Origin of the sequence: Streptomyces aurantiacus JA 4570 (genome assembly GCF_000414115.1) — a bacterium.
Classification (GTDB): domain Bacteria; phylum Actinomycetota; class Actinomycetes; order Streptomycetales; family Streptomycetaceae; genus Streptomyces; species Streptomyces aurantiacus_A.
In genome coordinates, this window is record NZ_AOPZ01000027.1 from 12671 (window position 1) to 33383 (window position 20713).

The following is a 20713-nucleotide window of genomic DNA, read 5'->3' on the forward strand; positions in this document are numbered from 1 at the left end:
GTCCCCGACGAACCCAGGTGAGGCGATCAGTCAGTCGTCGTCGCCCAAGTACCGCGTCTTCTTGGCCTTCTTGCTCTTCTTGCTCTTCTTGGCCTTCTTCCGGTCGTCGTCGTGGCCGCCCCGGTCGTCGCCGTCGGCCAGTGCCGACAGGGGTGCCTGGGTGGAGATGACGGCGGACGGGGTCGTCCGCGGAGTGGAGACCGCCGAAGCGGTGGTCGCGGGCAGTGCGGACAGTGCGAGGCCGGCCAGAGCGGCAGCGGCGATGGTGTGCTTGATCACGTTCTGAGCAACGGCGTGACCGCGCCGAAGATACGACAGATCACCCATCGGAGTGCGGGACGGAACGGGCCAAGTGTTCGTACGTTCGCTCCTTATGCTGGCCGCGTGACGCACCACGACAACACTCCGGCCGCGTACGACGACGCGTCGACGACGTATGACAGCGCCGCAGCCGAGCGGCCCCTCGCCGTGTTCGACCTCGACGGCACCCTCGCGGACACCGCGCACCGGCAGCGGTTCCTGGAGCGCAGGCCGCGCGACTGGGACGCCTTCTTCGGGGCGGCGCCGGACGACCCGCCGCTGCCGCGCGGGGTGCGGCTCGTCCTGGACAGCGCCCGGGAGTGCGAGGTCGTCTATCTCACCGGGCGGCCCGAGCGCTGCCGCGCCGACACCGAGGCGTGGCTGGCCGCGCAGGGGCTGCCGGAGGGGCGGATCTGGATGCGGCCCGACCGCGACCGGCGGCCCGCGCGCCGCACCAAGCTGGAGATCCTGCGCCGCCTCGCCCGCGATCGCGAGATCCGGATGCTCGTGGACGACGACGAGTTGGTGTGCGCCGACGCCGAGCAGGCCGGATTCACGGTGGTGCGGGCGCGGTGGGGGACCGCGTCGGCCGAACTCCGCGACGCGCAGGAGCGCGAAGGCCGTACGTGAGGCCCGCGCCCCGGGGTCCAGGGCGCGGTGGGAGTGCGGCCGGGGCGCGGGCGGTGCGCTCCTAGGAGGCGTCCTCCAGGCGGAATCCGACCTTCAGGCAGACCTGGTAGTGCTGGATCTGTCCGTCCTCGATGTGGCCGCGCACCTGGGTGACCTCGAACCAGTCGAGGCCGCGCAGTGTCTGTGAGGCGCGTTCGATGCCGTTGCGGATGGCTTGGTCGACGCCTTCGTGCGAGGTGCCGACGATCTCGGTGACCCGGTAGGTGTGGTCGGACATGGGCGGGCTTCTCCTCTCCGCGGCGTTGCGGTGCCCTCCACGGTAGTGCCGGGGATCCGCGCGGGCCTGTCGGCGGAAGCGCCGAAGGTGTGGGCACGCGCTCTTGACGAGGACGGCGCTGTTCGGGCACGCGGTCTTCACGGAAGTGCCACGAAACCCCTCACACCCCTTGACCGGCGTCTTGGTACATACCAAAATCCTGCACACCCGTTCGAGCTTCAAGCTCTTCCCCACGTCGGGCCTCCCCGTCCTGTCCGCAGGAAGAAAGTGACCGACGTGAATCCGCGCCGCCCCCGCATCGCCCTGTCCCTGACCCTGGCCCTCGCCTCCACGGCCCTGCTGCCCGGCTGCGGCGTGTTGCCGGGAGGCGGGGACGACGGCGGCACCGTGAAGGTGTGGCTGATGCGGGGCAGCGCGTCGGACGCCTTCATGAAGCGGTTCGAGGAGGACTTCGAGAAGCGGCACGGCGACCTCGACCTCGACATCAGCGTCCAGGAGTGGACCGGCATCGGCGAGAAGGTCGAGGCCGCCCTCAAGGACGACGACGGCCCGGACGTCATCGAGGTCGGCAACACCCAGGTGGCCCAGTACGTCGACCAGGGCGGCCTCGAAGACCTCACGCTGGAGTCCGCCCGCGACCTCGGCATGGAGGACTGGCTGCCGGGCCTCGCCGAGCCGGGGCGCTACGACGGCGGCCAGTACGGCGTCCCCTGGTACGCCGCGAACCGCGTCGTGATCTACAACAAGGACCTGTTCGGCGAGGCCGGGATCGAGCAGCCGCCGAAGACGCGGCAGCAGTGGCTCGCCGACACCCGGCGGCTCGACTCCGGCGCGACCCAGGGGATCTATCTGGCAGGACAGGACTGGTACACGCTGGCCGGGTTCATCTGGGACGAGGGCGGCGACCTCGCCAAGGAGAAGGCCGGCACCTGGCAGGGCGTTCTGGACACCCCCGCCGCGCTGCGCGGCATGGACTTCTACCAGCAGCTCCAGGCGCTCGGCGACGGCCCGCCCGACGCGGACGAGGAACACCCGCCGCAGGCCGAGGTGTTCGCCAAGGGCGACGTCGCGCAGATCATCGCCGTACCGGGCACCGCGCGCGCCATCGAGGAGGAGAACCCGAAGCTGAAGGGCAAGCTCGGGTACTTCCCCATCCCCGGCAAGACGGCCGGGAAGCCGGGTGCCGTGTTCACCGGCGGCTCCGACCTCGTCGTGCGCGACGGCACCGACGAGCGCAAGGGCGCCGTCGAGGTCGTCAAGGCGCTCGCCGGCGAGAAGTGGCAGAAGGATCTGGCGCGGACCATGGACTACGTGCCGAACAAGACGACGCTGGCGTCCGCGGTCTCCGGCGAGGCCGGGGTCGCCGCGATGGCCGCCGGGGCGGCGCGCGGGCGGGCCACCCCCACCTCGCCCCAGTGGGCCGAGGTGGAGGCCGACAACCCGATCAAGGCGTACATGTCGAAGGTGCTCGGCGGGGGTGATCCGGCCCGCGAGGCCAAGGCGGCCTCCGGCCGGATCACCAAGGCGTTGGACGCCACGGGGCCGTGAGGCCGCCGGGGGGCGCCGCCCCCCCCCGGCGCTCTCAGCCGTCAGGCCGGTGTGCTCAGCGACAGTGCGAAGCGGCCCCTCTCGTCCGTCCACCAGTGAGTCAATGACAGGTCCGCCGCGGCCAGTTCGGACTTCACGCCCTCCTCGCGGAACTTCGCGGAGATCTCCGTACGGACCTCCTCGTCCCGCTCGAAGTGCACGGCGAGGTCGAGCGCCGGGACCTTCACGGTCTGGGCGGCGCGGGCGCGCAGCCGCATCTCGATCCACTCGTGGTCGCGGTCCCAGACCGCGACGTGCGCGAACGCGTCGGGGTCGAAGTCCGCGCCCAGCTCGCGGTTGATGACGTGCAGGACGTTCTTGTTGAACGCGGCGGTCACGCCCGACCCGTCGTCGTACGCCGACACGAGCACCGACTCGTCCTTGACCAGGTCCGTGCCGAGGAGCAGCGCGTCGCCGGGGGAGAGCAGGCCGCGTACCGAGGTGAGGAACGCGGTGCGCTCGGCGGGCAGCAGGTTGCCGATGGTGCCGCCGAGGAAGGCGACCAGGCGCGGTCCCGGCGTGCCGGGCAGCGCGAGGCCGCGGGTGAAGTCGGCGATGAGGGCGTGCACGTCCAGCGCGGGCCGCTCGGCGAGCAGCGTGTTCGCCGCGCCGGTGAGCGCGGACTCGCTGACGTCGACGGGGACGTACGTGTGCAGCGCGGGCAGCGCGTCGATCAGGTGGCGGGTCTTCTCCGAGGAGCCCGAGCCCAGCTCGACGAGCGTGCGCGCGCCCGTCACCTCGGCGATCTCGGCGGAGCGGGCGACCAGGATCTCCCGCTCGGCGCGCGTCGGGTAGTACTCGGGCAGCGTGGTGATCTCGTCGAACAGGGCGCTGCCGCGCGCGTCGTAGAACCACTTGGGCGGCAGCGACTTCGGGGTGCGGGTCAGGCCGTGCAGGACGTCGGCGCGCAGCGCGGCGCCGGTGGCGTCCTCGGGCAGGGTGCGGGTCAGCAGGAACGGGCTCACGCAGTGGGCTCCTTGAGCGGGGTCAGCAGGATGTCGTTGGCGCCGGCGGCGAGCAGGGTGCGGTCGGGCACCTCGCGCCAGCGCGGGTCGTCGTCGTACGGCTCGGAGGCCACGACGGTGGAGCGGCCCGGATCGGCGAGATACCAGAGGGTGTCGCCCCAGGCTGTCGCGGCGATCGTCTCGCCGTCGGTGAGCAACAGGTTCAGGCGGGACGCGGGCGCCGCGCGGGCGACCTCGACGGTGATGTCGCCGAGTGCCTGGGCCGGCTCGTCGCCGCGCCGCAGGCGCTCCAGGACCAGCGCCCACACCAGGGCCGAGTCGCAGCGGGCCTCCAGGGACAGCAGGTCGGCGGGGGCCAGCCCGGTCGCCACCGGGGCGAGCGAGTCGGGCCAGCCGGACACCGCGCCGTTGTGGCTGAACAGCCAGGGTCCCGCGGCGAACGGCGCCGCCGCGGCCTCCCCGTCCGCGCCCGCGAGGGTCGCGTCGCGCACGGCGGCGAGCACCGCGCCGGACCGCACCACGCGGGCCAGGTCGGCGAACGACTGGTCGGCCCAGATCGGCCCGGCACGGCGGTAGCGGGCCGGCACCGGATCGCCGTCCGCGTACCAGCCCACCCCGAAACCGTCCGCGTTGACCGTCCCGTACCGCTGTCTGCGCGGCGCCCACGACTGCCGGAAGAGGCTGTGCGCGGGCTCCACGAGCAGCGCGCCGAGGGCCTGCGGCTCGCCGAGGAACGCGAGGTGACGGCACATCAGACGAGCCCCTGGGCGGTCTCGGCGGCCGTGACGTCGCGTGCCGTGCGGAAGCCGGAGAATATCTGCCGCCGCACCGGGTGGTCCCAGTTGCGGAACGTGCCCCGGCAGGCCACGGCGTCCACGGAGAAGGCGCCGCCGCGCAGCACCTTGTAGTCGCCGCCGAAGAAGACTTCCGAGTACTCGCGGTAGGGGAAGGCGACGAAGCCCGGATAGGGCAGGAAGTCGCTCGCCGTCCACTCCCACACGTCGCCGATCAACTGCCGTACGCCGAGCGGCGACTCGCCCTGCGGATAGCTGCCCGCGGGCGCCGGGCGCAGATGGCGCTGGCCCAGGTTCGCGCGGTCCGGCGTCGGGTCTGCGTCGCCCCACGGGTAGCGCGTCGACCGGTCCTCGCCCGGATCGTGACGCGCGGCCTTCTCCCACTCGGCCTCCGTCGGCAGCCGCCGCCCGGCCCAGCGCGCGTACGCGTCCGCCTCGTACCAGCTCACGTGCAGCACCGGCTCGTCGTCCGGCACCGGTTCGAGGGTGCCGAAGCGGCGCCGCAGCCACTGGCCCGCCTCGCGCCGCCAGAACAGCGGCGCCGTGAGCTTGTTGCGGCGCACCGTCTCCCAGCCGCGCTCGTGCCACCAGCGCGGCTCGTCGTAGCCGCCCGCGTCGATGAAGCGCTGGTACGCGGCGTTGGTGACCGGCGTGGTGTCGATGAAGAACGGCTCCACCAGGCGCCGGTGCGCGGGGCGTTCGTTGTCGAGCGCCCACGGCTCCGCGGACGTGCCCATCATGAACGGGCCGCCGGGAACCAGGACTTCGGAAGGCCCGGTGAACGGGGGTGCGGGATCCGGGTCCGGGGCGGTGAGCGCCGGGGCGCCCGCCCGCAGCTGATGGGTGATCAGCATCGTCTCGTCGTGCTGCTGTTCGTGCTGCGCGATCATGCCGAAGGCGAAGCCCGCGTCGGTGAGCCGCGAGCCGTGGAACGGGGCGCTCTCCAGGACGTCGAGGGCGCGGCCGCGTACGTCGGCGGCGTAGCGGCGGGCCTCGTCGGGGGCGAGCAGCGGCAGCGAGGGGCGGGCCGCACGGGGGTGCTCGAACGCGTCGTACAGCGAATCGATCTCGGGGCGCAGTGCCTCACGGCCGCCGACCGCGCGCAGCAGCCACTGCTCCTCCTGGTTGCCGATGTGCGCGAGATCCCACACCAGTGGGGACATCAACGGCGAGTGCTGGGCGGTCAGTTCGGGGTCCTCCACGCAGGACGTGAGGAGGGCGGTGCGTTCCCGGGCGGCGAGCAGCGCGGTCTGCGCGCGCGCCCGCAGGGCCTCGGGGTCGGTCGGGGAGCCGTGCTGGGGTCCCGTCGTGGAACCGGTCATCGGTGTGCGTCCTTCCCGGGCAGGGGTGCCCCGTGTGCGTGCTCCTCGTCGAGCAGGTCGTCGGCGGGGCAGCGCCCGCGTGCGACATACCGGTCGGCGTGCGCCGCGACGGCCGTCAGCACGCGGGCGTCGGCGCCGAGCCGCGGCAGCGCGTCGAGCGCGGCGGCGAAACAGGCCGTGGCGGCCTCGTGCAGCTCCGGATCGGCGAGGCCGTGCCGGGCCGCGTCCAGCCACAGCGGGCTGTGCGGCGGCGGTGTCGCGCCCGCCCGCTCGGCCAGCGGCTTGACCGTGCGGTAGGTCGTCTCGGCGGCACCCGGATCGTCGAACAGCGCGCTCGTCACCGCGAGCGGGACGATCCAGCCGTCCTCGCCGGGCTGCGCGTCGACCATCCGCAGCTCCAGGTGGCCGCGCGGTCTGACCGGCGGGAACAGCGTGGTGAGGTGGTAGTCGAGGTCGTCCCGGGTGGGCGGCCTCGGCTCGCCGGAGCGGGCCCAGGACCGCAGGGTCAGCCCGTCCGGCACCAGCCAGGGAGCGGTGTCGGCGCGCACGCACATCACCGGCGTGTCCAGGGCGTGCCGTGTCCAGGCGGCCCGCGGCTCCTCGTCGAGCGCGGGCGCCCCCGACCTGCCGGGGTCGATGCCCGCCCACACGGCCTGCCGCGTGGAGCGCCAGCCGGTGCGGCGGCCGTCCTGCAGCGGGGAGTTGGCGAACGCGGCGACCAGCACGGGGCCGAGCAGGTGCGCGAGCCGCCAGCGGCGCGCGTAGCCCAGCGGCCCCGGCTCCTCGTACCCCGCGTCCAGGCAGATCTGCACCGACGCCGTGGAGCACATCATGCGCCGGCCCGCGTCGCCCGCGCGGTCCAGCCAGCACTCCATGGCCTCGTAGCGCGGCTCGTGCAGGATGCGGGCCGGGGCGCGCCACGGATCGGCGCCGAGGCCGGTGAGGGTGAGATCCAGGGGTCTGAGGGTGTCGCGTACGACGGCCAGATCGGCCGATACGGTCGACACGCACTCCATGAGCGACGCGGCGGGCAGCGAGCTGAGCTCAAGCTGGCCGCCGGGTTCGACGGTCACCGCGGAGTGCAGGGACTTGGTCCGCAGGGCCGCGCGGGCGGCTTCGACGCGGGCGGACGACACGGGGACGCTGGGCGCGTCCGGGGCGTGCAGGAGCCATTCCAGCTCCACACCGGTAGTGGTGGGCGGGCCCGTCTTGAAGCAGATGCCGCGCACCAGCGCCTCGATCTCCGCCTCGGTCACGGCGTCGCCGACCCGGGCGCGGCGGTTCGTACAGTCTCCCTCGGGCATGTCGGGGATCCTCCTGTTCCGGTCCGCCCGGACGAACTGCCCGGGCAGCGCTCGTAACACCCAAGACCGTGAAGCTATTTCGCACAAGAGTGCCCTCATGGCCGGGAAATGCTGTTGCGACGGCAGACAGGCACGGCACACCGTCTGTTCATGTTCGGCATGGGGGAGCTGTATCCGTACGGGGCCACGTCCAGGATGCGGGACCGGGCGGCGCACGGCACGCGGAGCGTGGCGCCTGTCAGGCCGGGCCCTGCTCGATGCGGTACTGGTCCGCCAGCTCGTCGAAGGTGTCGGTGACGGCCCCGCTCAGTGCGGCGGGGTGCGCCGCGCCGACGAACTCCTGCACCCGGTCCCTGACCTCGGCGGCCTTCTCCGCGCTCGCGAAGATGCCGAGCACGAGGACCCGCTCCGGAGCGTCCTCGCCCCGCTCGTCGCGCAGCGTGAACCCCCACGGCACCTCGCAGGGGCCCTCGTGGTCCTCGACCGGACAAAGCAGCCGCGCCAGTGGTTCCTGGAGGGCGAGCGCCGCGTCCGTCCCGGCGCATCCGTGGATGTGGATTTCGTAGATCTGCACGCCCTGGACGGTAGGCGGGCGGGGCGGCGGCCGCACCGGATTTTCGGCGGAACCGGGGTTCTCGGCGGAGGCCCGCCGCGTCACGGCGCCGCCTGCGTGTCCGCCAGCGGCGTCGGCCACTGCTCGTGCCAGCGGAGGTCGTCCTCCAGCTGGGCCGCGAGGGAGATCAGCAGGGGCTCGCTGCCCGCGGGGCCGAGGAGCTGGGCGCCCACGGGCAGGCCGCCCGCCACCCGGCCCGCGGGCACGTTCACGCCGGGCCAGCCGAGCACGTTCCACGGCCACGCGTACGGGCAGGCCGCGATCATCGCCTGGTCGGTGCGCCAGCCGCTGAGCCCGGCCATCGTGCCGACGCGCGGGGGCGGGGTCGCCGTCGTGGGCGCGAGCACCACGTCGTACGTGTCGAAGACCGCGCCCACCCGCCGGTGCAGGGTGGCCTCCGCGCGGCGCGAGAGGCGCAGGGGCGCGCCGCCGAGCAGCTTCCCCAGGCGCGCGGCCTCCTTGGTGCGCCGGTCGAGCCGCGAGGGGTCCGGCACCTCGCGCACCCAGTCGGCGACGCCCGCCGTGGCCCGCGGCACGAAGGCGAGGCCGATCTGGCCGTACCGCGGATCGGCCTCCGCCACCTCGTGGCCCAGCGCCGTCAGCCGCTCCGCGAGCGCCACGACCTTGCCGCGCACCAGCGGATGCAGACGCTTGGGCGTCGCCGTGAACGGCATGCCCAGGGACAGCGCGATCCGCAGCCGTCCCGGCTCGCGCGTCGCGGCCTCGGCGGCGCGGATCGCGGGCGGCTGGTGCAGATCGGCGTCGTGGTTGCCGCTCGCCGAGTCCAGGAGCAGCGCGGCGTCCGCGACCGTACGGGCCAGCGGGCCGTTGACGGTGATGCCGTTGAACGCCTCCGGCCACGGCCACGTCGAGATGCGCCCGCGCTGCGGCTTGATCCCGACCAGATGCGTCCACGCCGCCGGTATCCGCACCGAGCCCGCCCCGTCCGAGCCCAGCGCCGCCGGCACCAGACCCGCGGCGACCGCGGCCGCGGAGCCGCCCGAAGAGCCGCCCGGCGTGTGCCCCGTGTGCCAGGGATTGCGGGTGTCGCCGAAGGCCGGGCCCTCCGTGAACGGCCACTGCCCCAGCTCGCACGTGTTGGTCTTGCCGACGATCACCGCCCCGGCCGCCCGCAGCCGGCGCACCGCCTCCGCGTCCTCGGCCTTCGGCGGGAAGTCGCCGGGGCAGCCGAAGGCGGTGGGCTCGCCCGCCACGTCGGTGTCGTCCTTCACCGCGAGCGGCACGCCGAGCAGCGGCCCCCGCCCGCCCGCCGCCAACTCCCGGTCGGCGGCGTCCGCTTCGGCGAGCGCCGCCTCGGCGCGCACCACGCGGAACGCGTTGAGCACGGGCTGCGCCGCCTCGATCCGGGCCAGGGCGCGCTCGGTCAACTCCCGCGCGGACACCTCGCCCTCGGCCAGGGCACGGGCGGTCTCCGCGAGGCCGGCGGAACGGTCGGCGGTCATGTGGGGGAACCTCCGGTCGGGCGGCGTGCGGGCGCGGGCGCGTGGTGGGGGACGTGGCGGGGGCCGCCCGGTCGGGCAGGTTTACCGAACGGTAGCCTCCGGCGGCCCAACGCGGTATCCGGATGGGGGAGTTCGCGCCGCCCGCCGGGTGCGGCGGACTTCCGCGGCGGCGCGCGGGAGCGGCGTGCGACGCCCCCTCAGAGCCGTGCGTGCGCCGTCGCGGGCGTGTGTGACGGGTCGCGCGACCAGGCGGTTCGCCGTGCGCGGCCATGCCCCGGCGCCTGCCCGGCAGCGCCCCCGCGCCCGCCTGGGTGCGCCCCGGGGCAGTCTGGAAGGATTGCGCTCGTCATGGTGCAGATACCGAAGCAGCAGCCCGCGCCGGGGCCGGCGCCGGACGCGCCGAGCCCCCCGCCCGACTCCGTGCCGCAGGGCACCTCGCACTCCACCCCGCACTCCGTCCCGACGAGCGCCGACGTCGCCCGCCTCGCGGGCGTCTCCCGCGCCACCGTCAGCTACGTCCTGAACAACACCAGCGCCGTCCGGATCAGCGAGCCCACCCGCCGCCGGGTGCACGCGGCCGCCAAGGAACTCGGCTACGTCCCGCACGCCGCCGCCCGCAGCCTGCGCGCCGGGCACACCCGCATGGTCCTCATGCCCACCCCGCAGATCGCCGTGGGCCCGCTGTTCAGCCAGTTCTTCAACGAACTCCAATGGGCGCTCAGCCGGTTCGACTACACGGTCGTGCAGTACGGCAGCCTCGGCCTGACCGGCGAGGAGGCCGCCCGCGCCTGGGCCGAGCTGCGCCCCGTCGCCGTCCTCGCGCCCGACGCCACCGCGCTCGGCGCCCGCGGCGTCGCGGTCCTGAAACGCTCCGGCGCCAAGGCGGTCTTCACCCTCGGCCCGCAGCGGGCGGACGGCGCGCACGCCCTGCTCATGGACCAGCGCCTGGTCGGCCGCGCCGCCGCCGAACACCTGCTGGCCGGCGGCCGCCGCCGCATCGGCGTCGTCGTCCCCGAGGAACCCGGCCTCGAAGCCTTCTCCCGGCCGCGCCTCGACGGCGTACGCGCCGCCGTGCGGGCCGCGGGCGACGACGAGGTGACCGAGCTGCCCCTCGCCTACACGGAGGACTCCGCGGCCCGCATCGCCGACCACTGGTCCGCGTTCGGCCTCGACGCCGTGTTCGCGTACAACGACGAGTACGCGATGCTCCTGATGCGCGCCCTCCAGGACCGGGACATCCGCGTCCCCGACGAGGTGGCCGTCGTCGGCGCCGACGACCTGATGCTGGGCCGGCTGCTGCGCCCGCGCCTGAGCAGCGTCCGCATCGAGCTGCCCTCGGGCCGTGGCCTCGCGGAGCTGGTCGACCGGGTGGTGCGCGAACCCGGCGGCCAACCCGAGGTGCACGACGTACTCGGAGCGAGCGTCGTGCACCGCGAGTCGAGCTGACCGGGCGGGCGGCCGGGACGGGCGATCAGGCGATCGAGCCGGACGGGCGGCCGCCTCCGCCTACTGCTCCGCGCCGCCCGCCTGCGCCTGCGCCTGCTGCTCGGCGACGGACTTGCGTACCTCGTCCATGTCGAGCTTGCGGGCCTGGCCGATGACGTCCTCCAGGGCCTCCGCCGGCAGCGCGCCGGGCTGCGCGAACACCGCGACCTGATCGCGGACGATCATCAGCGTCGGGATCGACTGGATGCCGAACGCGGCCGCCAGCTCCGGCTGCGCCTCCGTGTCGACCTTGCCGAAGATCAGGTCGGGATTGGCCTCCGCGGCCTTCTCGTACACCGGGGCGAACTGGCGGCAGGGCCCGCACCAGGTCGCCCAGAAGTCGATCAGGACGAAGTCGTTGTCCGTCATCGTCTGGTCGAAGTTTTCCTTCGTGAGCTCCACTGTCGTGCTGCTCATGGTCTGTCTCTCTTCCTGATGAGGGCGAAGCCGTCGTGCACAACGGCCGGGGCGACGGCCGTATTCCGCGCGCGTACCCATGTGGCCACGCCGCACACCTGGGACCAGACTGTCCTCATGACCGATGCCACGGATGCCACCGAAGCCAGCGAAACGATCACCTACGACGTCGTGGTCCTCGGCGCCGGACCGGTCGGCGAGAACGTCGCCGACCGCGCCCGCGCGGCGGGCCTCAGCACGGCGATCGTGGAGAGCGAGCTCGTCGGCGGCGAGTGCTCGTACTGGGCCTGCATGCCCAGCAAGGCCCTGCTGCGCCCGGCCGTGGCCCGTGCCGACGCCCGCCGCGTCCCGGGACTGCGGCAGCTCGCCGAGGGCCCGCTCGACGCGGCCGCGGTCCTCGCGCACCGTGACTACTACACCTCGCACTGGAAGGACGACGGCCAGGTCGGCTGGCTGGACTCCATCGGCGTGGACCTCTACCGCGGCCAGGGCCGCCTCGCCGGCACCCGCCAGGTCACGGTCACCGGCACCGACGGCACGCTCCGCCGCCTCACCGCCCGGCACGCCGTCGCCGTGTGCACCGGCAGCCGCGCCGTCGTGCCCGACCTGCCGGGCGTCGCCGACGCCAAGCCGTGGACCAGCCGCGAGGCGACCAGCGCGGACCACGTGCCCGGCCGCCTGGTCGTGGTCGGCGGCGGCGTGGTCGGCGTGGAGATGGCCACGGCCTGGCAGGCCCTCGGATCCCGGGTCACGCTGCTCGTACGCGGCGGGGGGCTGCTGCCGAAGATGGAGCCGTTCGCCGGGGAGCTGGTCGCGGACGCGCTGCGCGAGGCGGGCGCCGACGTCCGCACGGACACCTCGGTGACCGAGGTGCGCCGGGAGGGCGCCACCGTCACCGTCGGCCTCGACGACGGCACCTCCGTCGAGGCCGAGGAGATCCTCTTCGCGACCGGCCGCGCCCCGCGCACCGACGACCTGGGCCTGGACACGGTCGGCCTGGAACCCGGCGCGTGGCTGCCCGTCGACGACAGCTGCAAGGTGGCCGGCAGCGACTGGCTGTACGCCGTCGGCGACGTGAACCACCGGGCGCTCCTCACCCACCAGGGCAAGTACCAGGCACGCGTCGCGGGCGCAGCCATCGCGGCCCGCGCCCGGAAGACCCCCCTCCTGGAGACCGACCGCTGGGGCGCGCACAGCGCCACCGCCGACCACGCCGCGGTCCCCCAGGTCGTCTTCACCGACCCCGAGGCGGCCTCCGCGGGCCTCACCCTCGCCGCCGCCGAGGCCGCGGGCCACCGCGTCCGCGCCGTCGACTACGACATGGCATCGGTGGCCGGCGCCGGTCTCTACGCCGACGGCTACCGCGGCCGGGCCCGCATGATCGTCGACCTCGACCGGGAGATCCTCCTCGGCGTGACCTTCGTCGGCCCCGGCGTCAGCGAACTCATCCACTCGGCCACGATCGCCATCGCGGGGGAGGTGCCCATCGAGCGTCTGTGGCACGCGGTGCCGTCGTATCCCACGATCAGCGAGGTGTGGCTGCGGTTGCTGGAGACGTACCGGGGCTGAGGGCCGCGCGGCGCGAACTGGCCAGGCGGTGGCCGGAAGTTGTCGCGGAGGCGGGCGCCGTGCCGCCGGATGATGTTCGTCTCCGCGAGGCGCCGATACTGTGGCCTGCCAGGAGAGCGGCGCGACGGTGCGCGCGCCCGGGGAGAGCGGGGGCAGGGTGGATCCCATATCGCTGGGGATGATCACGGCGACGCTGGCGGCGGTGGGGTCCGGCATGGCCAACGAGGCCGGGAAACAGCTGTACCTGCTCGTCGGAGGGCTCTTCGGCGGACAGGCGCGGGCACCCGAGAGGTCGGCCGAACTGGCGGCGCTCGCACCGCAGTTGCTGGAGGCGGCCCGCCGGGATCCGGTCGTGGCCGGGAGGCTCGCGGAGTTGCAAGGGCTGGCCCTGCGGACCTTCCAGCAGCCGATGGTGCTCTCCGTGACACCGCCGCCCCCGGCGATCCGGACGTTCGTCGACCGCCAGGAGCCCCTGCGCAGGCTGCGGCGCGAGGCCCTGCGCAAACACGACGGGCGACCCCGCCGGGCACTGCTGTACGGGCCCGAGGGCATCGGCACCACCGGGCTCGCCGTGCAGTTCGGGGCGAGCGCGCACGACCGGTATCCCGACGGGCGGCTGTACGTCGACCTCGCCGGCGGCCGGGCGGGCACGGGGCTCGACGCCGAGGCGGCGCTGCGGTCGGCGTTACGCGGCCTCGGCGTGCCGGACGGGGACATTCCGCCTGGGCCGGGGGACCGGGCCGCACTCTTCCAGCGGCTCGTCGACGGGCGGCGGATGCTCGTCATCCTCGACCACGCCCACTCGGCGGCGCAGGCCGGCCCGTTGCTCGCGGCCTCGGCGGACGTGTTCACCGTCGTCGTCGCCCGCCGTCGGCTCCCCGGGCTCGACGCCGCGCCGATCGCGGTCGAGCCGCTGTCCAGACGCCACTCCCTGCACCTGCTGAAGGAGGCGGCGGGCAGCGACGTCGTGGGGCGGCTCGGCCCCGCGCTCCCGGCCGCGCTCGCGCGGTGCGCCGGATCGCCGTACGCGCTGTGGGCCACCGCCGCGCAGTGGGCAGCGGGCCTCGTCCCCGATGCCGGGACCCTCGTCCCCGATGCCAGGACCCGCGTGCCCGACGCCGGGACCCTCCTCCCCCATGCCGGGCCCCGGACGGACGACACGACGGGCGGGGGCTCCGTGAGCGACGGCGACGCCTTTCTCGACGACATCTACCGGGCCCTCGACCCGGGTCTCGCCCGGCTCTACCGGCGTGCGGCGCTGTGGCCCTGGCCCGCCTTCACGGCCGGGCCCGTCGCCGCCGCGGCGGAGGTGACGGAGGAGGCCGCGGGCGCGGGACTCGACTGCCTGGTCGAGCTCAGGCTTTTGGAAAGGGTCGGCCCCGGGCGTCACCGGTACCGGCCGCTGGTGCTCGGGCACGCGGAGCGCATGGCCTCACGGGACGACGGCGTCCCCGGGTGCTCCCGGGCCATGGAGCGCACCCTCCAGTGGTATCTGCGGTTCGCCGTGCAGGCCGACCTGGACGCCCTGCCGGAGCGCTGGCATCTGGGCGCCGCCTACGAGGGGGCCACCCCGGGAACGTATCCGGACAGGGGCCGGGCCCTGGCGGCGCTCCTCGACGAACTGGACAACCTCGTCCAAGCGGTGCTCGCCGCAGGGGAGTTCGGCTTCGGTGACACCGCCTGCTCCCTGATGGAAGCGCTGTGGGCGGTGCAGCTCAAGGCGGGCCGGCACGAGACGCTGCTGCCGGCGCTGCGGGCCGCGGCGCAGGTCGCGGACACGGTGTGCCCGGGCACGCGGATGGCCGGGCGCATGCACATCTACCTCGCCTCCGCCCTCATCGAGACGCTCGGCTTCGACGAAGCGGAGCGCGAGGCCGAGGCGGCCCTGGTCGCCGAGCGGCGCGCCGGGCATCTGCGCGGGCAGGCCACGGCCGTCGAGACGCTCGGCCGGGTCAAGCTGGCGCGCTGGGCGTTCCGGGAGGCCGACGACCTCTTCGCCGAGTCGGGGCGCATCGCGGACGGCATCGGTCCCGGGGACGACGGGGTCGACGACCTGCCGCGGATCCGGGCCCTGTTGCAGCGATTCCGCGGCCGGGCGCAGCGCGGCATCGCGCTCCGCGAGGGCCTGCCCCTGGACGAGGCGGAGGGGCGTCTCACCGACGCCATACGGTTCTTCGACGAGCGCGGAGAGCGGTACAACGGCGCCCGGGCCCGCACCGATCTAGCGGAGCTGTACGTCCTCAGCGGCCGGCGCGACGCAGCGCTGCCCTTGATCGACTGGGCCGTGCGGGCGCTGGCGGAGGAGAACGCCGGGTATCACGTCGCGTATCTGCGGGCGTTGCGGGACGGCGGTGCCGGTGGCGAAGGCGGGGAGGGCGGCCCGAACAGGGGTGGCGCCGGTTCGGCGGGCACGACGCCGACCTGACTGGGTGTCCCGCCGGTCCACACCGTCAGCCCGTCCGCCAGTTCGTCGAGGCCCTTGCCCGCCGCCAGCCACGCGTACAGCGCTGAGGCGCAGGCCCCCGGGTCCGCCGCGTGCGGGTCGGTGGTCAGGCGGAGCAGGCGCCGGTCGCGGGTGAGCGCGGTGCAGTCTCCGGGGCCGGTGATGTACGCGGCGAGGCCGCAGTGGGGGTGGCGGTCGAGGACCTCCGACGCCCAGGCGGCGGGCGGGCCGAACCGGAGGTCGTCCGGGGCGCCCTGGCGCAGGATCACATCGGCGAGGGTGAGGTCGCGCGGGTCCAGGGTGTCCTCGTGCACCGCGGTGTGCACCTCACCGTCGGCGTCCGGTTCGCCGCGCGGCTGCGCGTACCGGGCGACGTCGATCTCGCCCGCCCCGCGCAACCGTGTGATGACGCGCAGGGGAGCGGTGCGGTCGGGCGGCTCGTACGGGGGCAGGGGGAGCGGGTCCAGGAGCGCGGGTTCCGTGGGCTCCGGTATCCCCATCAGGCCGTAGAACGTGCGCCGCAACAGTCGGGCCGAGTCCCCGGGGGCGGACGACGTCAGCTCGGCGGGGCCGGGCACGGGGACGTGGTGGGCCGTGGCCGCGTCGAGCTGGGGCCGCAGGGGGCGGTACGGGTCGAGCCGGGGTGCGGCGCGGACGAACGCGGCGACGGGGGAGTCCTCGCCGAGGCCGTCCGACGCGGCCGCGCCGAGCAGTACCGGGGTGCCGAGGGCCGCGCTGTAGTAGGTCACCGAGCCGAAGTCGCCCAGCGTGATGTCGGCGGCGAGGAGGGCCTGACGCCAGCCGTGCAGCGGGTCGACCAGGGTCAGGCCGCCGCGGCGGGCCCGGTCGAGCCACATCCTGATCTGGCCGGGGCCGTGTCCGTGCCAGATGTTCGGGTGCAGCACGGCGGCGACGCGGTACTCGTCGGCGGGCAGCTCGGCGGTGAGGCGGGGCAGCAGCGCGGGCAGCACGTCCTCGCCGCCGTCGCCGAACAGCGACTCGGGGTTCCAGGTGGAGTTGAGCAGGACGAGCCGCTGCCCGCGGCGCATGCCGAGGGCGCGGCGGAACCGGTCGCGGCGAGGGCGGGCGGCCAACAGCCGGTCGAAGCACGGGTCGCCCGCGAGGACGGCCGTCGCGGCGGCCTCCGGGCAGGCGGCCCGCAACCGCTCGACCTGCTCGGGGTGGGACAGCACCAGAGCGTCCGCGATGGGCCTGCCGTCGGCGAGCAGCCACTCCGGCGACAACCCGAACACCGGCTCCCGGCTCCCGGCTCCCGGCCTCCCGGCTCCCGGCTCCCGGCTCCCGGCTGCGGAGTCTCTTATTGTAGCCAACGCCGTGCGAGAGGATCGCCAAGTTCCCATGGCAGGACTGGAGTTGGCCGCCGAAGCTGGCCGAGAGGGCCAGGTCCACGGGGGTGCGCAGGGCCTGGTCCCAGGGCAGCACCGGCACCCCGACCTCCGCCAGGAGTTCCGTGGTCCCCGCCCGGAACGCCGAGGAGCCCGTGCAGGTCGCGAGCAGTTGGACACGCAGGTCGTCACGGAAGAGGGGCAGCACGTCGAGCAGCCTGGTCGCGGACGTCACGTTGTGGACGATCAGCAGCACGTGGCGGCAGCGTCCGCGCGTCGCCCATCGCTCGGCCTCGTCGCCGACCGGCACGCGTATCCACTCCGCCCGCCCCATGGGCCCCGTTTCCCCCTCGCGACTTCGTGCGTCCCGCGGACGCACGGGGCATCCGCCAGTCCGCAACGATAACCGCGCGCGAAGGCGGGGCGAACGGGACGTACGCGGAAGGCCGCGTCACCCCGCGCGGCGGATCTCCTGTCCGACCGGCTCCCGGTCGGCGGCGCCCCGCCGCTTGCGCCGCAGCTTGGCCAGCTCGCCCTCGTCCTTGCCGCCCCACACGCCCGACGTCTGACCGGACCGCAGCGCGTACGTGAGGCACTGGCGCGCCACGGGGCAGCGCTCGCACACTCGTTTGGCCTCTTCCTGGTCCCGTTCGGCCGGGCCGGTCGACCCGACCGGGAAGAAGAGATCAGGATCCTCGTCGGCACACGCGGCCCGTTGGATCCACTCCTGTCGCAGCGGTACCTCATCCATGCGGCGGCGGGTGCCCGGGGCCGGTGCGGGCAAACGGAGTTCGGCGAATTCGCTTGTCGGCTACACGCGGAGTTCGAGCCGCACGTGTTCGCCCCCCGCGGTTGGTGATCGCCCCTCGTGGTTGTGTTCGCCCCGTGGTTCACGCCGCGTCCGCGAGGATCCCCTCCAGATGGCGCAGCGCCGTCGTCACCCGCGCGGGGTCCCGCTGGAAGAACGGGTCGTCCGGGACCGGCAGGGACCCCGCGAGCGCGATGCCGCGGCCCCGGGCCCATGTCGCGTCGTCGGCGCCGACCGCCGCGCGGAACGTGGCGCGGGCCGCCGTCGGCAGGAACATCCACGCGGGTATCAGGTCGCACGCCGGGTCGCCCACCGCCAGCGTGCCGAAGTCGATGACCGCGCTCAGGCGGCCGTCGACGGCGAGCAGGTTGCCGGTCGCGAGGTCGCCGTGCAGCCACACCGGCGGCCGGTCCCACGCGGGCGCCGCGAGGGCCTCCTCCCACACGGCCGTGACGGCGTCCGTGTCGACCATGCCCCGCAGCTTCGCGATCTTGGCGCGTACGGTCGAGTCGGCGGTCAGCGCGTCGCACTCGGCGCCGACCGGAGCGCCGCGGAAGGCATTGCTCCACTGCGGTTCCGGGCCGTCCGTCGCGTCGATCCGCTGGAGCGCCGTCACGAACTCGGCGAGTTCGGCCGCCGTACGATGCGGATCGGCCAGGCCGTCCGTCGTCGCGGGCTCGCCGTCGAGCCAGCGGCAGACCGACCAGGGGAAGGGGTAGCCCTCGCCGGGCTCGCCCTGGGCCAGCGGCTGGGAGACGGCCAACGGCAACCGCGGGGCCAGCAGGGGAAGCCAGCGCTGCTCGCGCTCGACCTGACCGACCCAGCGGGCGTAGCGGGGCAGCCGCAGCGCCATGTCGTCGCCCAGGCGGTACGTCGCGTTGTCCATCCCGGAGCGCGGCACCGGCCTGATCGGCAGGGGCGCCCACTGCGGGAACTGCGCGCGGAGCAGCCGCCGCAGCAGCGGCTCGTCGATGCGGACGTCGCCGTCGTCCTCGGCGTGCCCGCCGGCGTCGGCACCGTCCGCGCCGTCTTCGTCGTCCTCATGGTCCTCGAAGTCGTCGTGATCCTCGTACTCCTCGTACGCGAACGGCTTGCCGGCACCACCAGTTGACACGGACTCTCCTCGACGGACCTTGACTCGAGCGGGCAGCGATCACCGGTCCGACCGTGGCGGCCGGACGGGCAAAGCCTCATCCCACCCACCGGACGATCTCCTGTCCACCGAGTTTTTCCCGGCCGCGCCGACCGCCCCCGCACGCCCGCGCGTGACACCACGCGCCACAATGTGAGCGATGAACGACCTGCGAGAACCGCGCGGTGGGCGGCCCGTCGCGCCCGCCGTGGCCGTTGCCCCGGGATCCGTCGTGGCCGCCGTGGCCGTCGGCGGCGCGGCCGGTGCCGCCGCCCGCTACGGCGCGGGGCTCCTGTGGCCGGACGAGCCGGGCGCGTTCCCCTGGACGACGTTCGGCGTCAACGCCGTGGGCTGCGCGCTGATCGGTGTCCTCATGGTCCTGGTCACGGGGGCCCGGGCCCCCGTCCACCCGCTGGTGCGGCCGTTCCTCGCCACCGGGGTGCTCGGCGGCTTCACGACGTTCTCGACGTACGCGGTGGACACCGAGCGCCTGCTGGACGGCGGGCACCTGGGGACCGGCCTGGTCCACCTCGCGCTGACGCCGCTGACCGCGCTCGCGTCCGTGTGGGCGGCGACGGTGGCGACGCGCCGGGCGGTGGCGCGGCGGCGGGCAGGGGCACGGCGAAGGGAGGCGGGCGGACGGTGAACTGGCTGATGGTGCTTGCGGGGGCGGCGATCGGCGCTCCGCTGCGGTATCTGACGGACCGGGGGATGCGCGCGCGGTACGGCTCCGCCTTCCCCTGGGGGACGTTCGCCGTGAACGTGACGGGCTGCCTCGTGCTCGGCCTCGTCACCGGCGCGGCGAGCGCGGGTGCCGCGTCCGCGCACACCCAGCTCTTCCTGGGCACCGGCCTGTGCGGCGCGCTGACGACGTACTCCACCTTCGGGTACGAGACGCTGCTGCTCGCCGAGGGCCGGATGCCGTTCGCGGCCGTGGCGAACGTCGTCGGCAGCGTCGCCGCGGGCCTGGGCACGGCCTTCCTGGGCGTGGCGGTCGCCGAGGCACTGTGGGGGTGAGCGACGCCGCACCTCGCCTCGTGGAGGGTGCGGCGCCGCTGCCCTGGCCGGGCCCGCCCAGTACCCCGGTGCTCGCCGTGCGCCCTCAGCGTGCCGCGGTCAGCGCCGACGACACCTCCGCCGCCCACCGCCACGGCTCCGCCGTCCCGCCCGGCTGCGAGTTGAAGTACTCCCAGCCCATGACGCCGCCCATGTCCGGGTACTTGGCGACCAGGCTCCGGAGGGTCGTCTTCAGCCGGGCCGGGGTGACGTATCCGCTGCCGCCGTTGGACGGGTCCGTCAGGGTTCCCGCGATCACCTTCGACGCCGGGACGACCCCGCGCCGGACGACCGCGTCATAGCTGGACGTGGACGCCATGCCGCCCCAGCCGTTGTAGAACTGCGCGTTGAACCAGGCGATGTCGCGGCCCCGGTCGCGGTAGAGCCGGTCGTAGTCGAAACCGGAGAGATTTCCGCCGCCGCTGAGAGCGGATCCCACCGGCGCGAGCGTGATGAGGAAATCCGGGCCGAAGTCGCGGCGCAGCGCGTCGATGACGCGCTCGATGCCCGCGAGGGACATCCGCTCCTCGACGTCCAGGTCGACGCCGTCGAGTCCGTACTTCCGAATGAAGTCGCGCAACAGCGGGTAATACGTGCCGAATTCGGTGTCGAGCCGCGTGAAACTGCCCGGCGCCGCGCCGCCGACCATCGCGAGCACGTGCACGCCCTGGCCCTGCATCGTCTTCAGGTCGCGCCACATCTGGTCGAACTTGGCGGCGCTCGGCGGGTCGTCGTTCAAGTGCACCGGCGCGTAAGGGCCGTTGAGGTCATTCAGATGCACGGCGGCGACGATGACGTCGGTCACGCCGGTGCGGTGCCGGGTCAGGTCGAGCGGCGTGACGTATCTGCCGTTCGTGTACTGCGTCTGGTAATAGACGACGACGCGCCTGCCCGCCGCGGCGCGGGGCGCGGCCGTCGCCGTCGTGCCCGCCGCCACCGTCAGGGCGAGGGCACCGAGAAGGACACTGCGTCTCTTCATCCCGAACTCTCCTCCGGTTCCGCCGAATTGCCGGACCGCGGCAGATTCTCTGCCGATCCGGACCGATCGAGGTCGCCGCAATTCTGACGAGAGAGGGGAGCGCAGGCTAGAGCGCGGAGAGAACTAATGCGCTTTAGTGCGCGCCGTGGACCGCCCCGCGGGACTGGCCGCGCCCCGGGCTCGCGCCCGCCCCGCCCCGGCCCGCACGCGCCGCAGCACCGGC

General features: G+C 74.3%; 20 protein-coding genes. 7 read left to right on the plus strand and 13 right to left on the minus strand.

Annotated elements, in window-relative coordinates:
- Window positions 1-30: 30 nt before the first annotated feature.
- Complete coding sequence (locus STRAU_RS03750) at window positions 31-279, minus strand: hypothetical protein (protein WP_158692006.1); 249 nt, start codon at window positions 277-279, stop codon at window positions 31-33.
- A 189-nt stretch (window positions 280-468) separates the two neighbouring features.
- On the opposite strand from STRAU_RS03750, the gene STRAU_RS03755 reads away from it, so the two are divergent.
- Window positions 469-930 carry a phosphatase domain-containing protein gene (locus STRAU_RS03755; protein ID WP_037657375.1) on the plus strand — a complete coding sequence of 154 codons (462 nt, stop codon included), beginning with the start codon at window positions 469-471 and terminating at the stop codon, window positions 928-930.
- A 61-nt stretch (window positions 931-991) separates the two neighbouring features.
- Here STRAU_RS03755 and STRAU_RS03760 read toward each other — a convergent pair whose 3' ends face one another.
- Entirely contained in the window at window positions 992-1207 is a 216-nt protein-coding gene (locus STRAU_RS03760) for a dodecin (protein WP_016638906.1), read from the minus strand.
- Window positions 1208-1474: 267 nt separating this feature from the next.
- Here STRAU_RS03760 and STRAU_RS03765 point away from each other — a divergent pair, with 267 nt between their 5' ends.
- Window positions 1475-2755 (plus strand): extracellular solute-binding protein, encoded by a 1281-nt coding sequence (locus tag STRAU_RS03765; RefSeq protein ID WP_016638905.1) that lies wholly within the window; start codon window positions 1475-1477, stop codon window positions 2753-2755.
- 41 nt (window positions 2756-2796) lie between these two features.
- On the opposite strand, the gene egtD is transcribed toward STRAU_RS03765, so the two are convergent.
- The 6 genes from egtD to STRAU_RS03795 form a co-directional block, all read right to left on the minus strand.
- On the minus strand, window positions 2797-3759 hold the full coding sequence (gene egtD, locus STRAU_RS03770) for an L-histidine N(alpha)-methyltransferase (RefSeq protein WP_016638907.1): 963 nt from the start codon (window positions 3757-3759) through the stop codon (window positions 2797-2799).
- On the minus strand, window positions 3756-4511 hold the full coding sequence (egtC, locus tag STRAU_RS03775; RefSeq protein WP_016638908.1) for an ergothioneine biosynthesis protein EgtC: 756 nt from the start codon (window positions 4509-4511) through the stop codon (window positions 3756-3758). Before egtC ends, egtD begins: the two co-directional genes overlap by 4 nt.
- On the minus strand, window positions 4511-5875 hold the full coding sequence (egtB, locus tag STRAU_RS03780) for an ergothioneine biosynthesis protein EgtB (RefSeq protein WP_016638909.1): 1365 nt from the start codon (window positions 5873-5875) through the stop codon (window positions 4511-4513). The genes egtC and egtB overlap by 1 nt, the downstream gene beginning before the upstream one ends.
- Window positions 5872-7179, minus strand: a complete 1308-nt coding sequence (gene egtA / locus STRAU_RS03785) for an ergothioneine biosynthesis glutamate--cysteine ligase EgtA (RefSeq protein WP_052028938.1) — start codon at window positions 7177-7179, stop codon at window positions 5872-5874. Before egtA ends, egtB begins: the two co-directional genes overlap by 4 nt.
- A gap of 238 nt (window positions 7180-7417) precedes the next feature.
- On the minus strand, window positions 7418-7753 hold the full coding sequence (locus STRAU_RS38820; RefSeq protein WP_016638912.1) for a hypothetical protein: 336 nt from the start codon (window positions 7751-7753) through the stop codon (window positions 7418-7420).
- 80 nt (window positions 7754-7833) lie between these two features.
- Window positions 7834-9255 (minus strand): amidase, encoded by a 1422-nt coding sequence (locus STRAU_RS03795; RefSeq protein WP_016638911.1) that lies wholly within the window; start codon window positions 9253-9255, stop codon window positions 7834-7836.
- A 348-nt stretch (window positions 9256-9603) separates the two neighbouring features.
- On the opposite strand from STRAU_RS03795, the gene STRAU_RS03800 reads away from it, so the two are divergent.
- Window positions 9604-10701, plus strand: coding sequence for a LacI family DNA-binding transcriptional regulator (locus tag STRAU_RS03800; RefSeq protein ID WP_016638913.1), 1098 nt, complete (start codon window positions 9604-9606; stop codon window positions 10699-10701).
- Between the two features lie 60 nt (window positions 10702-10761).
- On the opposite strand, the gene trxA is transcribed toward STRAU_RS03800, so the two are convergent.
- Complete coding sequence (gene trxA, locus STRAU_RS03805; RefSeq protein WP_037657365.1) at window positions 10762-11157, minus strand: thioredoxin; 396 nt, start codon at window positions 11155-11157, stop codon at window positions 10762-10764.
- 117 nt (window positions 11158-11274) lie between these two features.
- Between trxA and STRAU_RS03810 the strand changes: the two genes are divergently transcribed.
- Window positions 11275-12726, plus strand: coding sequence for a dihydrolipoyl dehydrogenase family protein (locus STRAU_RS03810; RefSeq protein ID WP_037657368.1), 1452 nt, complete (start codon window positions 11275-11277; stop codon window positions 12724-12726).
- A gap of 157 nt (window positions 12727-12883) precedes the next feature.
- Window positions 12884-15151 (plus strand): tetratricopeptide repeat protein, encoded by a 2268-nt coding sequence (locus tag STRAU_RS03815; RefSeq protein ID WP_158692007.1) that lies wholly within the window; start codon window positions 12884-12886, stop codon window positions 15149-15151.
- Here STRAU_RS03815 and STRAU_RS39900 read toward each other — a convergent pair.
- The 3 genes from STRAU_RS39900 to STRAU_RS03825 all read right to left on the minus strand — a co-directional run bounded on the left by STRAU_RS39900 (window position 15043) and on the right by STRAU_RS03825 (window position 18437).
- A complete protein-coding gene (locus STRAU_RS39900; RefSeq protein WP_397892053.1) occupies window positions 15043-16422 on the minus strand; it encodes a hypothetical protein in 1380 nt (459 codons plus the stop codon). The genes STRAU_RS03815 and STRAU_RS39900 overlap by 109 nt on opposite strands.
- Window positions 16423-16966: 544 nt before the next feature.
- On the minus strand, window positions 16967-17266 hold the full coding sequence (locus STRAU_RS03820; RefSeq protein WP_052028940.1) for a WhiB family transcriptional regulator: 300 nt from the start codon (window positions 17264-17266) through the stop codon (window positions 16967-16969).
- 139 nt (window positions 17267-17405) lie between these two features.
- Window positions 17406-18437 carry an aminoglycoside phosphotransferase family protein gene (locus STRAU_RS03825; RefSeq protein ID WP_016638918.1) on the minus strand — a complete coding sequence of 344 codons (1032 nt, stop codon included), beginning with the start codon at window positions 18435-18437 and terminating at the stop codon, window positions 17406-17408.
- A 178-nt stretch (window positions 18438-18615) separates the two neighbouring features.
- Between STRAU_RS03825 and STRAU_RS03830 the strand changes: the two genes are divergently transcribed.
- Window positions 18616-19101, plus strand: a complete 486-nt coding sequence (locus STRAU_RS03830) for a fluoride efflux transporter FluC (RefSeq protein ID WP_078620941.1) — start codon at window positions 18616-18618, stop codon at window positions 19099-19101.
- Window positions 19098-19472, plus strand: a complete 375-nt coding sequence (gene crcB, locus STRAU_RS03835) for a fluoride efflux transporter CrcB (protein ID WP_016638920.1) — start codon at window positions 19098-19100, stop codon at window positions 19470-19472. The genes STRAU_RS03830 and crcB overlap by 4 nt, the downstream gene beginning before the upstream one ends.
- An 85-nt stretch (window positions 19473-19557) precedes the next feature.
- Here the strand turns inward: crcB and STRAU_RS03840 are convergent, their stop codons facing one another.
- Window positions 19558-20490, minus strand: coding sequence for a glycosyl hydrolase family 18 protein (locus STRAU_RS03840; RefSeq protein ID WP_016638921.1), 933 nt, complete (start codon window positions 20488-20490; stop codon window positions 19558-19560).
- Between the last annotated feature and the right edge of the window lie 223 nt (window positions 20491-20713).

Excerpts from the sequence above, each read along its gene's own strand:
- STRAU_RS03760 (WP_016638906.1), bottom strand. The coding sequence starts at position 1,207 with ATGTCCGACCACACCTACCGGGTCACCGAGATCGTCGGCACCTCGCAC.
- egtC (WP_016638908.1), bottom strand. The coding sequence starts at position 4,511 with ATGTGCCGTCACCTCGCGTTCCTCGGCGAGCCGCAGGCCCTCGGCGCG.
- egtA (WP_052028938.1), bottom strand. The coding sequence starts at position 7,179 with ATGCCCGAGGGAGACTGTACGAACCGCCGCGCCCGGGTCGGCGACGCC.
- egtB (WP_016638909.1), bottom strand. The coding sequence starts at position 5,875 with ATGACCGGTTCCACGACGGGACCCCAGCACGGCTCCCCGACCGACCCC.
- STRAU_RS03830 (WP_078620941.1), top strand. The coding sequence starts at position 18,616 with ATGAACGACCTGCGAGAACCGCGCGGTGGGCGGCCCGTCGCGCCCGCC.
- trxA (WP_037657365.1), bottom strand. The coding sequence starts at position 11,157 with ATGAGCAGCACGACAGTGGAGCTCACGAAGGAAAACTTCGACCAGACG.
- STRAU_RS03800 (WP_016638913.1), top strand. The coding sequence starts at position 9,604 with ATGGTGCAGATACCGAAGCAGCAGCCCGCGCCGGGGCCGGCGCCGGAC.
- STRAU_RS03810 (WP_037657368.1), top strand. The coding sequence starts at position 11,275 with ATGACCGATGCCACGGATGCCACCGAAGCCAGCGAAACGATCACCTAC.
- STRAU_RS03840 (WP_016638921.1), bottom strand. The coding sequence starts at position 20,490 with ATGAAGAGACGCAGTGTCCTTCTCGGTGCCCTCGCCCTGACGGTGGCG.
- STRAU_RS03820 (WP_052028940.1), bottom strand. The coding sequence starts at position 17,266 with ATGGATGAGGTACCGCTGCGACAGGAGTGGATCCAACGGGCCGCGTGT.
- STRAU_RS03795 (WP_016638911.1), bottom strand. The coding sequence starts at position 9,255 with ATGACCGCCGACCGTTCCGCCGGCCTCGCGGAGACCGCCCGTGCCCTG.